This is a genomic window from Francisella philomiragia subsp. philomiragia ATCC 25015, from assembly GCF_000156715.1.
Classification (GTDB): domain Bacteria; phylum Pseudomonadota; class Gammaproteobacteria; order Francisellales; family Francisellaceae; genus Francisella; species Francisella philomiragia.
In genome coordinates, this window is sequence record NZ_DS999316.1 from 356,664 (window position 1) to 369,442 (window position 12,779).

Here is a 12,779-nt window from a genome sequence, read left to right on the forward strand (position 1 = left end):
TATCTATGATAGCGAAAACGCTAGTAATTTGAAATCATGAAAATTGAAAATGTGGCTAAAAGGAAAGTCCAAAAAGGACAGAAGCTTTTGCCTAATATAAAAAATATAATCTTGGTTGCATCTGGTAAGGGTGGTGTTGGTAAATCGACTGTTACGGCTAATCTTGCAGTTAGTTTCGCAAAGATGGGGGCTAGTGTTGGTATATTAGACGCTGATATCTATGGTCCTAGCCAACCAACATTATTTGATCTGAAACAGAACCCTAATACAACAGATAAGAAAAAGATTATTCCGTTGGAAAAATACGGAGTTAAGATGATTTCTATAGGAAATCTAATAGACTCTGAATCAGCAGTAATTTGGCGCGGTCCTATTGTATCTAGAGCGTTGATGCAACTTTTGAATGATACTGACTGGGGAGATCTTGATTATTTATTTTTAGACTTGCCACCTGGAACAGGAGATATCCAGCTTACTATCTCTAAAAATATGCCTGTAACAGGAGCTGTAATCGTTACGACACCACAAGACTTATCACTAATTGATGCAAGAAGAGCGTTAGCAATGTTTGAAAAAGTTGATATAAAAACTCTTGGTGTCATAGAGAATATGAGTTACTATATTTGTCCGAAATGTGGTAATAATGATCATATCTTTGGTGAAGATGGTGCTCATCTATTGTGTGGTAAAAATAACATTGAATTTTTAGGAAATTTACCACTGCATAAATCCATCCGTGAAAATGCTGACAATGGAAAACCATATGTCAGTTTAGATAAAGATGATGCTATCAATACTAGCTATATGACTGTTGCTGAAAATATTATAAATGAAATTGAAAAACTACCTAAAGCGAGTAGTTTAGATTCTATTGGTGTTAAATTAGAAAATTAAGAGAGAAATAATAGTAATGACTATAAAATCAGATAAATGGATCAAAAAAATGTCTCAAGAGCATAATATGATAGAACCTTTTGAGGCAGGACAAATTAAAGTTTCAAATAACCAAAAAATTGTTTCTTATGGAACTTCAAGTTATGGATACGATGTACGTTGTGCTGATGAGTTTAAAATATTTACAAATATAAACTCTTCAATAGTTGATCCTAAAAATTTTAATGATAAAAATTTTGTCGATTTTAAAGGAGATGTTTGTATTATTCCTCCTAATTCATTTGCATTAGCTCGTACAGTTGAGAAATTCAAAATCCCAAGAGATACTCTAGTAGTCTGCTTAGGTAAATCTACCTATGCTAGATGTGGAATTATTGTTAATGTAACGCCTCTTGAACCAGAATGGGAAGGCTATGTAACACTAGAATTCTCAAATACTACGCCACTTCCTGCAAAGATATATGCAAATGAAGGCGTTGCTCAAATGTTATTCTTCCAATCAGATGAAGAGTGTGAAACTTCTTATGCAGATAAGGGTGGCAAATACCAAGGTCAGGTTGGTGTTACATTGCCTAAGTGTTAGTTTTTAGATTATCTATTCTACCTCTAATATCTTGGAATGCTCTTAAACCAAATAAGTGCATACTTGCATAAATATAATCAAAGATTCCTGCTTGTATCGCTTCATAGTTAGCCCATACTGTATCTGTTGTATACATATATAGCTGGATTGGTAAACCTTTCTCTGTAGGTTGTAATTCTCTTACAATAAACAACCAACCAGGCTCTGTATGAATTTTTGGATGATCTTTTAGATAGTGTTCTAAGTATTTTCTAAACAATGTTGTATTAATTAATTCATCCTTATTACAAGAGTTTATAATATCATCCATGTAATTTAGTTTTCTTAAATTATCAAGAGTTTCTGCATCACAAAACTTGATACTATCAACATCAATATTAAAAGATCTTTTGATCTGTCTACCACCCATTTCAAACATTCCACGCCAATTTTTGACGCTATTTGTGATTAATGAGTAAGTAGGGATATTGTAAATTGTCTTATCAAATCCTCTAATTTTTACAGTATTAATAGATATTTCTTGGACAGTTCCCTCAACCCCTAATGACTGTATACTTATCCAATCACCAACTCTAACCATATCTAAAGCAGCTACTTGAATATTGGTAGCAAAACCCAAAATTGTATCTTTAAACACTAACATTAATACGGCTGATAGTGCGCCTAAACCTGTTAAGAAAGCAATAGGTGATTTATTTAGTAATAGTGATATTACTAATATTGTACCCACTAGATATAATAAGATCTTTACTACTTGAGCATAGCTTTTTAGAGAATAATATTTAAATTCGTGCAGGGATTGAAAATAGCTAAAAATAGCATCAATCAAGGATATGAAAAAAGAAATTATTGATATTGTAATATATACCTCAGCTATCAGCTGGATAAAAGAAACTAATTGTTCAATCCATGGGTAAGTAGTACTACTTAAAAATCCAATTACAATATATATAAAAACAGCAGGGGCTATATGTGCTAACTTATCAAAAATTTTATTTTTGATAAGAGACTTACCCAATGATGAATTTGCTTTAAAAAAAACTCTTTCTGCTAATGATGATATATATTTACTAATTATCTTATTTATTATCCAAGAAAATAATAAAATGGCTAACAAAAATACTATAAAAATCAATATAGCTACTGATGTTGAATTATTAATTAATTCCATATAGTACGCTTTTAACAAATCCATTATATTAATTCCTTTAGTTTCTATTTAGTTTCTTTACTTGGCAATAATTCTGCTATTTGAAGGACTATTCTTGTTAGTAAGTCCGACTGTTGATAATCATAAATTCTAACTAACTCATTATTTTGTGCTAATTGAGTAGTTGAGTTTGACTGCCAAAACATCTGTGCGTTTACAGTTTTATCAGGTATCACGGGAGTTTTTACTTCTGGTTTAACAACGTTATATGTAATTGTATAAATTGCTTGGTATGTATTATTTGAAGCACCCCCAACAATGCTAGTTAGTTCGGTACGTTGGCTAGCCTCTTGTATGTTTATAATATAATCAGCATCTTTTTCTTGATTTTTATTTTTTAATACAACAGCTTGGTATCCAATTAGTCTACGTCTTAACTCATTAATTAAACTAGGTGGTGCACCACCTGCATTATAGATATAAAACTTAGTATCAACTAAGCTGCTAAAATTTCCAGCATTGCCATCCGCAAGATCTCCACGTAGGTGAAAACCACAACTAGATAAAAATGCAGCTATTACTAATAAAAATAAAGTTTTGGTATAGTTTTTTATCATTGTGTATACCTATTTGACTACAATATTAATTAATTTCTGAGGCACATATATAACTTTGACTATTTGTTTATCTTCGATAAAAGTTTTAATATGCTCATCAGATAATACCTCTTGTTCAACTTGCTCTTTTGTTAATGAGGCTTCTAATTCAAGTTTCACTTTAACTTTGCCGTTAATTTGTACAACTAATAAAAATTCATCCTTCTCAAGAGCTATGTCATCAACAGTAGGAAATTGTGTATGCAAAATATCTTCACCTAAGCCAATTTCTTGCCACAAATAATGACAAATATGTGGTGTGAAAGGTGATAATATTCTTAATAAAATACTAAAACCCTCTAACTTAACACTATCAGATAAATTATCATAATTGTTAAGCGTATTTAAAATTTTCATACATGCTGAAACAACTGTATTAAATTGACTTTTATCAAAATCAAAAATAGCTTGTTTTAAATTAGCATATATCTCATAACGAGCTTTCTTATCATTTTTTGATAATTTAGTTACATCTATAGTTATATTTTTAGCCAAGATTTCTTTGTTTGTATAAGCATAATTATATACTTTACGCAAAAACTTATTAGCACCATCAACTCCAGTATCAGACCACTCAAGTGATTGCTCAGGAGGTGCTGCAAACATACTAAATAATCTAACAGTATCTGCACCATATTTATCGATAAGCTCTTGGGGGTCTACAGTATTCCCTTTAGATTTAGACATTTTAGCACCATCTTTTAGCACCATACCTTGAGTAAGTAAGTTTTTAAATGGTTCATCAGATGTAACTAGTCCTTGATCTCTCATTAATTTATGGAAAAATCTTGCATATAATAGATGCATAATAGCATGCTCAATACCACCAATATACTTATCAACTGGTAGCCAATAGTTAGCTTCTTCACTTAACATCTTATCAGCAGTAGGGCATGTATATCTTGCATAATACCAAGATGATTCAAAGAATGTATCAAATGTATCCGTTTCTCTAGTTGCTGGTTTACCACAATTTGGACATGCTACATTTAAAAATTCTGGCATATCTTTAAGTGGAGAGCCTGCTTCTGTAAGAGTTACATTAGTTGGTAATTTAACTGGTAAATTTTCTTCTTTTTCTGGTACTAATCCACAATCATTACAATGGATCATAGGAATAGGGCATCCCCAATATCTTTGACGTGAAATACCCCAATCATGAATTCTAAAATTTGTAGTTTCATAACCTTTATCATTGTCAAAAAGATATTTTTTAATCGCTTGATAAGCAGATTTAAAATTTAAACCATCAAATTCACCTGAATTAATCAAAATACCTTTTTCAGTAAATGCTTCTTTATCTAAGTCTAATTTTGACTTATTATCACTATGCTTAATAACTTGTTTTAAAGCAATATTATATTTCTGTGCAAATTCCCAATCTCTTTGATCATGTGCTGGGACTGACATTACAGCTCCAGAACCGTATCCCATAAGTACAAAGTTTGCTACCCAAACATCAACTGTTTCTCCTGAGATAGGGTGGATTGCTTGTATTGAAGTTTTAAAGCCTTTCTTTTCTTGAGTTGCTAAATCAGCTTCCATAGTAGAGATTCTTTTACACTCATCTATAAATGATTTTAATTGAGAGTTTGTTTTTGCTTCTTCAATAGCAAGAGGGTGCTCAGGTGCTATACCTAGATAACTAACTCCCATAAGAGTATCTGGACGAGTTGTAAATACTTCGATTTCCTTATCAGAGTTTTGAATTTTAAACTTAACAGTCAGACCTTTTGATTTACCAATCCAGTTAGTTTGCATAGTCTTCACAGCTTCTGGCCAGCCATCTAATTGATTAATATCTTTTAGAAGCTCATCTGCATAATCAGTTATTTTTAAGAACCATTGTGGAATCTCTTTCTTTTCAATTAGGGCTCCAGATCTCCAGCCTCTACCATCTACAACTTGTTCATTCGCTAAAACAGTTTGATCAACAGGATCCCAGTTTACAACTGAGTTTTTGCGATATGCTAAGCCTTCTTTGTAAAGTTGGATAAAGAACCATTGTTCCCATTTATAGTAATCTTCGTCACAAGTTGCTACCTCTCTAGACCAATCAAAGCTAAACCCAAGAGAATCCAACTGCGATCTCATATATGCAATATTACTTTTTGTCCACTCATAAGGAGATTTTTTGTGTTTTATTGCAGCATTTTCGGCAGGTAATCCAAATGCATCCCAACCCATAGGATGAAGGACATTCTTACCTTGCATCTTTTGATATCTTGCAATTACATCTCCAATCGTATAATTACGCACATGTCCCATATGAAGGGTACCACTTGGATATGGTAACATTGACAAACAATAGAATTTTTCTTTATTTTTATCTTCTTCAGCTTTAAAAGAATTATTTTCACGCCAATATTTTTGAGCCTGTTGCTCAATCTGAGTAAAGTTATATTCGCTCATTTAGATATTAATTCCAGTTAATAATTTATTGAAAATATAATTGCTTAATTTTATTTGAAAATGAGTAAAATATCTAGGAAGTTTATTATGATAAAGTATTTACTTAGCCAAAAAGAAATATCTAAGAGTATTATTAAAAATATATTTTAATTTTCCGCCATCCAAGTTTCTAAAATCACACAAGCTGCCAAAGCATCTACTTTTATATGAGATACTTTTTTACTTTTTACTTCTTCTAAGCGCCATCTTGCTTCACGAGTAGAATATGCTTCATTAATGAGATGAACATTTCTTTTATAGCGTTCTTTAACTTCTTTAGCAAAATCTTTAGCAGCTTTTGTAATATCTGTCTCAAAATCTTGAGTGTCTAATGGTAATCCAATGACTATATCAGAAGGATTCCAACGTTTAACAATCTTATCAAGCTCGATCCAGTTAGGTACACCATCATAAGCTTCAACTGTACCTATAGGAGTTGCTGTTTTGGTAATCATTTGACCACTAGCTAGGCCAATTCTAGCTTTACCATAATCTATTGCTATTAAAGATTGAAACATTAACAATTTCCTATATTTTTGAATAAACTATCTAAACTTTGCAGAGTATATCCTGCATGTTCAATATGATTTTGCCATTTTACTTTGTTCTCGTGATTAAATAGTATCTTTTTGCTTAGTTTATTTGTTACGATCCAATCATTAGACTTTATTTCGTCTGTAAGTTGATCAGCAGTCCAACAACTATAGCCGACTACTGGCAGAAAATACTCAGGTAAAATATTATTGGCTAAATCTTCTAAAATATCCATAGAAGCAGTTATAGCAAGACCTTCATCTAGCTTGATTGTGGAACTATAGTTTCTACCATTGGTAGTATGTAAAATCATGATTTTATGGGGACTAATAGGACCGCCCATATAAAGAGGGTAATCTAAAATTTCATTAAAAGTGTTATGATGAGAAATTTCTAGTTCTTCAAAAACATCTCTTAATGTATCACTTAAAGGTTTGTTAATAATTAAACCCATAGCACCATGACGATCATTTTGGCATAGATAGATTACAGATTTAGTAAATATAGCATCATCTTTGATAAGTGGAGTTGCTAATAAAATTTCACTTTTATGATTTTGGAACATATTATATTTCTTAAGTATAAAAATTTTTTGTAAAAAATGGCAAAAATAAATGCTGCAGTGGCAATAATTTTAGATGAACAGAATGCTAAAGTCTATATAAGTCTAAGACAAAAGTTTCAGACATATAGTAACTATTGGGAATTTCCTGGTGGTAAAGTAGAAAAAAATGAAACTTTTGAACAATGTATAAGAAGAGAGGTTTATGAAGAAGTTGGTATAATAGCTAAATCAGTAAGTTTTTATTTTCGCAAAAAACATATAAATAAAGATAACGATGAAGTTAATCTAGAGTTTTTTATAATTAAGGATTATGAAGGTAAACCTTATGCTAAGGAAAACCAGCAATTAAAATGTATAAACATCCTAGAGCTTAATAATTACAAGTTTCTTCCAGCAAGTTTAGAAGTAATAACGATGTTACAACAAGATTACTCATACGATAGTTAGTATCAGTCAATAATTAAGCATTTTGTGAAAAAGGTTAGTAAGTATGTAATTTAACATAATATATATTATGCGCATTTATATATTTTATTATTTCGCAGTAATAACCTTACATGATTTAGTTATATTTGCCCAAATTATTATAAATATAATAATTGTTGCTATGCCTACTATTATATTGATTACAGGAATTACATTTAATAAAGTCAATCCCACATACCAATATACAAGTGAAGCTTTAAATTTTAATTTTTTTTCGTGCGTTTGATTATATAATTTAGTTTGCTCATCTAACTTTACAGCTGTTACCACTAATGCTATATATGACCATATTGGTATTAGTTGAGTCCATAACCATGCTGGATGTATTTGTTCACCACTATTTATAGTAACTAAAGCTTTTGCAAATTTTTGTTGCGATAAAATAAATAAAACTGAAACAATCAAAGATGTAATTATTAAAGCTACTATACATATTTGTATAATGAGCATCATTGTTTCTGGAGATATAGAGTTTATCATTTTGGACTAAATGTATAAATTAAACATGATGATTATTTTATATAATAATTAAGTATCAGTAAATCCTACAGTTAATTTTGCTAATTAATATTTCTTATTATTTTGATATTTAAATATTTTGTTAAAGACTTAGATTATGGAATAATTCATATAGTTGAAATATTTCTGAAAATTTAATATGAAAGACAAAAATAATTTAAAAAGAGATATATTATCACGCCATATAGTCATGATATCTCTAGGAGGTACTATCTCAGCAAGCTTTTTTCTTGGTATAGGTAGTATTCTAAACTCAGTTGGTGCATTTGGTACTGTATTAGGGTTTTTAATTGGTGGGATAATTATGATGCTAGTAATGGTAAGTCTAGCAGAAATGGCTATAGAGATGCCGGTAAGTGGATCCTTTCAAAATTATGCTACCAGATTTATTTCGCCATACTCGGGCTTTTTGACTGGCTGGTTATACCTAATAAATTGGCTTACAGCAGCTGCTGGAGGTCTTGTTGCTGCTGGAATTATATGTCATAACTTTTACCCTGCTATTAGCGTTTGGCAGTTTTGTATAGTTACTATATTTATCATAAGTTTATTAAATTTATGTGCCGTAAAAGTCTTCGCAGAAATTGAGTTTTGGTTATCTGCAATAAAAATCATAACTATTATAGTATTCATACTAATTGGTATTGGAATTATAACAGGATATTTAAATACTAATAGGCAAATTTCAGGCTTAGTAAATTTCTATGCAGATGGTTTATTTCCAAATGGATACAAAGCATTTTTATTTGGTCTAGTTATTATAGTATGCACATTCCAAGGAGCCGAACTAGTTGGTATTGCTGCCGGAGAGACAAGTAATCCCGAAAGAAATATTCGTAAAGCAATAAAAAGTGTAGCTATTAGAATATTACTCTTTTTTGTATTATCATCATTCATAATAGCCTATATTATTCCATATAAAGACTCTAGCGTAGCTAATACTCCTTTTATTACAGTGTTGCAACTAGTCAATATTAAGTATGTTGATACCATTATGCAACTTGTGATTCTTACAGCAAGTTTATCAGCTGTAAACTCATGTTTTTATACTTGTGCAAGGCTTATGTGGTCTATGGCTTCAGATAAACAAGCACCAAAAATATTTACAAAACTTAGCAAAAAACAAGTTCCGATATATGGCGTCATATTTGTAGCTATACTTTCTTGTCTTTGTTTGATTACAAAATTTGTTGGTGCTGAGAAAATATTTATACTCGTAGTTTCATCTTCAGGTATGGTTGGATGTATGATTTGGATAATTATTAGTTTATGTCATATCTACTTTAGAAAATCTCTTTCTTCAGAACAAACTAAAAATCTTAAATTCAAAGCATGGGCTTTTCCACTAATCCCATATTTGAGCATATTGTTTAATTTTTGTGTAATATTAGGAATGTTTTGGGATCCTGATCAACGCATGGTTATTTATTCAGGGATTAGTTTAATTATTTTATTTTCATTATGTTATAAGCTATTTTATAAAAATGAATAAATTCTGCTTTGAAAGTCCCCTACTTTCGTGAGCTTTCTTTTTGATTTTTCACATTTTGAAACATATAAAGTACCATTAATTACATAATAGATCGCATCCTGCGAAAATTTCTCACCTAAATTACAAGCATCATCAAGCGATTTAGCATCAAACATAAAACCATTTTCTTTGTGCTTAGATGACTTATCAAAACCATTAATTTCATAGACCCAACTATATGACTTTTCTAGTTGATTTCTTAATATTTGGTTTCTAGCTAAATTTTCTTGATCTTCAAGAAGCTGATTAAATGGATTGTATGCTGTAATAATCGCAAATTGGTTAGGATACCTGCTAGGTAATATAGGAACTTCAAATTTAGTTGTAAAATACCATTCACAAAGATCTAAATTAGAATTATTATTCATAAGCCTTTAGCTTCTGCTCTAATTGGCTACCTGTATGGACACCAGTAAGCGTTTCTACAGGCTGACCTGCTTTGAAAATTATCATAGTTGGTATACTTCTTATGCCAAATTTAGCTGCTAGACTTTGATTATCATCGACGTTAACTTTGACAATCACAGCTCCTGCATAATCTTTTGATAGCTGATCAAGTATCGGCGATAAAGTCTTACAAGGACCACACCAGTCAGCATAAAAATCTACTAATATAGGTTTCGTAGAACTATTTATTAGTTTATCAAAATTAGCTTCATCTGTTTTTATTACTTTACTTAATGCCATATTTATTTCTCCATAAATGTTACATTTGCTCTTATATTAATATCTTGAGATACAGATACTGGACTATAGCTACTTGCATCACTTTCATTATAAGCTGCTGATTTCATTAACATAACCGTATTTCTAGGCTTATAGCCATCTATATCAATATATTGTACTGACTGAATAGTATAGTTGCTATTAGTTTGTTTATTAAAACTAGTAAGGTAGTCTTTTGTATCCTTAAAAAGTTGTATCATAAGCTGCTGTTTTGCAGCTTCTACTTCTTTAGCAGGAGGATTGTAATCTAATACTTTTACAACTAATCTCTTTCCAGAAGATCTGTCTTGATTTTCAATTGCTTGTTGTAATTTATTTAAATCACCTTGAGATATTCTAGATTGAAGTTGTATCGTAATATTGATAGCACCACTATTACTAGTATTTTGCTCAATATTTTTGACTTTCCAGTCGGATTTTACAATGTTGTTTATACTATCTGTAATTTGATTTTCTATACTATTTTGCTTATCTAAAGTAGTTGTTGCATAGCCAGTTACTTCGACAAGTATACTATCACTTTTTATAGTGGTTTCAGCTTGAGTTGTATACTTGATAGTATTGTACTCGACACAATTATCCGAATCTGCTACTGCAAAAGATACTGTACCAACAAGCCCTATTAAACAAAATGGGATTAATCTCTTCATATATACATCCTCTAAGAAATATTTCTACAAATTCAGTTTAGCAGATATTAAAATATTAAGCAGGCGCAATTTCAGCAATTGTTACTAACAATTATATTATATCATGAAGAATATCATCTAATGATTCTAAAATTTGCTCTTTAATTTCATTTTCAAATGGGAAATCATCAGATGTTAGTTGAGATTTGACAAAGCTCTCTAGAAGTAGATGCTGAGCGCTTTCTAAAGTCAGTCCTCTTGACTGTAAATAGAAAAGAGCATCTTTATCAAGCTCCCCTATTGTTGCACCATGAGTGCACACTACATCATCAGAGAAGATTTCTAATTCTGGTTTTGTATTAATCTCAGCTTTATTGCTTAACTGAATATTTTTATTGTTCTGAAAAGCTTGTATTTGCTCTATACCTTTGTTAACTACTGCTTTTGCATTAAACCATGCTTTAGAGCTACCATTAGCTACACCACGGAAATTTACATTACTATATGTATGAGATGCATTATGATTAACTAAAAAACATGCATTAGCAATAGCATTATCAGCTACTAAATATAATCCTCTGATATCAAATCTTGAATGTGGCTTATTTAGATTTACTACGAAATCATTTCTAAGTAGTCCATCCTTATTCAGCAAACTAAATCCATTAAACTCCGCTGCACGATCTAAATTAATCAAATAATTAGCAGTAGTAATTAACTGGGTGTTATTTGGGTTATCTGCATTATTTGTAAAGTTTACCTTAGCAGATTCTGCGACATTCACATCCAAAAACAAATTGATAGCAGAATTTTCAGTAAGACTTACAAAGTCAATATCCAAATCTAGATTTGCAAACATATCGACATCTAACTTCAATGAGATATTAGTTAGCTTATTTTTAGCCATATCTGTATTTATAAATATAAGGCTAAGAGAGTCTTTAGTATCTTTAGGTATATTTATTGCAAAGTGCTTAGAATTTTCGATAGCTAATCTAGACATAGTTCTATCATCTCTATGTAGCTCTAGAGCGCTAATATGGTTTAACTTTTTGTTATAATCAATAGCCAAAACACCATCTAGAATTATTACAACATTTTCTTCAGTATCAAATTTAAAGCCTTCTAAATAATCCTTAGACTTAGGAGAATCTTTAAGCATTTCAGATATACCACTTTTACTATAAATAGTAGCTAAGTTTGTATATTTCCAGCTTTCTTGTTTAGTAGTTGGTAGCGATTTATTATCTATTAACATTTTTAATCAACCTTTAGCTATTTAACCAAGAATAACCTTTTTCTTCTAGCTCAAGAGCTAGCTCTTTACCACCTGTTTTGACAATTTTACCATCAGCTAAAACATGGACAAAATCAGGCTGTATATGATCTAAAAGTCTTTGGTAGTGTGTAATAACTAAGAAGCTTCTCTCTGGAGATCTCATAGTATTCGCGCCTTGAGATACTACCTGAAGAGCATCAATATCTAATCCAGAATCAGTCTCATCTAATATAGCAAGTTTTGGCTCAAGCATCATTAATTGAAGCATTTCATTACGTTTTTTCTCTCCACCTGAGAAGCCTTCATTAACTCCACGCGACATATATTTTTGATCTATCTTTAAGACTTGCATGTTTGCTTTTAGCTTTTTCATGAAATCTATAGCATTGATTTCTTCTTCGCCATTTTGCTTTCTAATGCTATTTACAGCTGTCTTTAAAAATTGAACATTACTAACACCAGGAATCTCAATAGGATACTGTAAGCTTAAAAAGATACCTGCTGCAGCTCTTTCAGATATAGATAGATCATCTAAATCTTTACCGTTAAATGTTATCGACCCTTGAGTAATCTCATAGCCATCTTTACCAGCTAGAACATTACTTAGTGTACTTTTACCAGCTCCATTAGGTCCCATAATTGCATGGACTTCACCTTTGTTAACTTTTAGATTTAAGCCTTTTAGAATCTGTTTCTTTTGTTCGCCAACGCTTACATGTAAATCTTTAATTTCTAATAACATTTTATTAACCTTTTAACTTATATAATTCTAAAGT

15 protein-coding genes are annotated in these 12,779 nt (G+C 30.8%); 4 read left to right on the plus strand and 11 right to left on the minus strand.

The annotated features are described in order from the left end of the window. Positions 1-33 precede the first annotated feature (33 nt). Both FTPG_RS07115 and dcd read left to right on the plus strand, forming a co-directional pair. The gene (locus FTPG_RS07115; RefSeq protein WP_144401356.1) at positions 34-894 is read left to right on the plus strand and encodes an Mrp/NBP35 family ATP-binding protein; all 861 of its coding nucleotides are present in this window, start codon (positions 34-36) and stop codon (positions 892-894) included. A 16-nt stretch (positions 895-910) separates the two neighbouring features. Further along, the gene (gene dcd / locus FTPG_RS07120) at positions 911-1,477 is read left to right on the plus strand and encodes a dCTP deaminase (RefSeq protein WP_004287760.1); all 567 of its coding nucleotides are present in this window, start codon (positions 911-913) and stop codon (positions 1,475-1,477) included. Here dcd and FTPG_RS07125 read toward each other — a convergent pair. From FTPG_RS07125 to FTPG_RS07145, 5 genes are all read right to left on the minus strand, one after another. Further along, positions 1,467-2,672 carry a mechanosensitive ion channel family protein gene (locus tag FTPG_RS07125; RefSeq protein ID WP_004287761.1) on the minus strand — a complete coding sequence of 402 codons (1,206 nt, stop codon included), beginning with the start codon at positions 2,670-2,672 and terminating at the stop codon, positions 1,467-1,469. The two genes, dcd and FTPG_RS07125, sit on opposite strands and share 11 nt — an antisense overlap. 20 nt (positions 2,673-2,692) lie before the next feature. Continuing rightward, complete coding sequence (locus tag FTPG_RS07130) at positions 2,693-3,244, minus strand: LPS-assembly lipoprotein LptE (protein WP_004287762.1); 552 nt, start codon at positions 3,242-3,244, stop codon at positions 2,693-2,695. 9 nt (positions 3,245-3,253) lie between these two features. Beyond that, on the minus strand, positions 3,254-5,695 hold the full coding sequence (gene leuS, locus FTPG_RS07135; protein WP_004287763.1) for a leucine--tRNA ligase: 2,442 nt from the start codon (positions 5,693-5,695) through the stop codon (positions 3,254-3,256). A gap of 146 nt (positions 5,696-5,841) precedes the next feature. Then, positions 5,842-6,252 (minus strand): Holliday junction resolvase RuvX, encoded by a 411-nt coding sequence (ruvX, locus tag FTPG_RS07140; protein ID WP_004287764.1) that lies wholly within the window; start codon positions 6,250-6,252, stop codon positions 5,842-5,844. Then, positions 6,252-6,833: a YqgE/AlgH family protein gene (locus FTPG_RS07145; RefSeq protein WP_004287765.1), complete on the minus strand. Its 582-nt coding sequence runs from the start codon at positions 6,831-6,833 to the stop codon at positions 6,252-6,254. The genes ruvX and FTPG_RS07145 overlap by 1 nt, the downstream gene beginning before the upstream one ends. A gap of 36 nt (positions 6,834-6,869) precedes the next feature. On the opposite strand from FTPG_RS07145, the gene FTPG_RS07150 reads away from it, so the two are divergent. After that, complete coding sequence (locus tag FTPG_RS07150; protein WP_004287767.1) at positions 6,870-7,280, plus strand: (deoxy)nucleoside triphosphate pyrophosphohydrolase; 411 nt, start codon at positions 6,870-6,872, stop codon at positions 7,278-7,280. Positions 7,281-7,367: 87 nt separating this feature from the next. Here the strand turns inward: FTPG_RS07150 and FTPG_RS07155 are convergent, their stop codons facing one another. After that, entirely contained in the window at positions 7,368-7,799 is a 432-nt protein-coding gene (locus FTPG_RS07155) for a hypothetical protein (RefSeq protein ID WP_004287768.1), read from the minus strand. Positions 7,800-7,977: 178 nt separating this feature from the next. Between FTPG_RS07155 and FTPG_RS07160 the strand changes: the two genes are divergently transcribed. Further along, positions 7,978-9,330: an amino acid permease gene (locus FTPG_RS07160; RefSeq protein ID WP_004287769.1), complete on the plus strand. Its 1,353-nt coding sequence runs from the start codon at positions 7,978-7,980 to the stop codon at positions 9,328-9,330. Here FTPG_RS07160 and FTPG_RS07165 read toward each other — a convergent pair. From FTPG_RS07165 to sufC, 5 genes are all read right to left on the minus strand, one after another. Continuing rightward, a complete protein-coding gene (locus FTPG_RS07165) occupies positions 9,315-9,737 on the minus strand; it encodes a DUF3293 domain-containing protein (RefSeq protein ID WP_004287770.1) in 423 nt (140 codons plus the stop codon). The genes FTPG_RS07160 and FTPG_RS07165 overlap by 16 nt on opposite strands. Continuing rightward, positions 9,730-10,056 (minus strand): thioredoxin, encoded by a 327-nt coding sequence (gene trxA / locus FTPG_RS07170; RefSeq protein ID WP_004287771.1) that lies wholly within the window; start codon positions 10,054-10,056, stop codon positions 9,730-9,732. The genes FTPG_RS07165 and trxA overlap by 8 nt, the downstream gene beginning before the upstream one ends. Before the next feature lie 2 nt (positions 10,057-10,058). Continuing rightward, the gene (locus FTPG_RS07175; protein ID WP_004287772.1) at positions 10,059-10,745 is read right to left on the minus strand and encodes a hypothetical protein; all 687 of its coding nucleotides are present in this window, start codon (positions 10,743-10,745) and stop codon (positions 10,059-10,061) included. 91 nt (positions 10,746-10,836) lie between these two features. Then, positions 10,837-11,982, minus strand: a complete 1,146-nt coding sequence (sufD, locus tag FTPG_RS07180; RefSeq protein WP_004287773.1) for a Fe-S cluster assembly protein SufD — start codon at positions 11,980-11,982, stop codon at positions 10,837-10,839. A gap of 13 nt (positions 11,983-11,995) precedes the next feature. After that, complete coding sequence (sufC, locus tag FTPG_RS07185) at positions 11,996-12,745, minus strand: Fe-S cluster assembly ATPase SufC (RefSeq protein ID WP_004287774.1); 750 nt, start codon at positions 12,743-12,745, stop codon at positions 11,996-11,998. Positions 12,746-12,779: the final 34 nt, after the last annotated feature.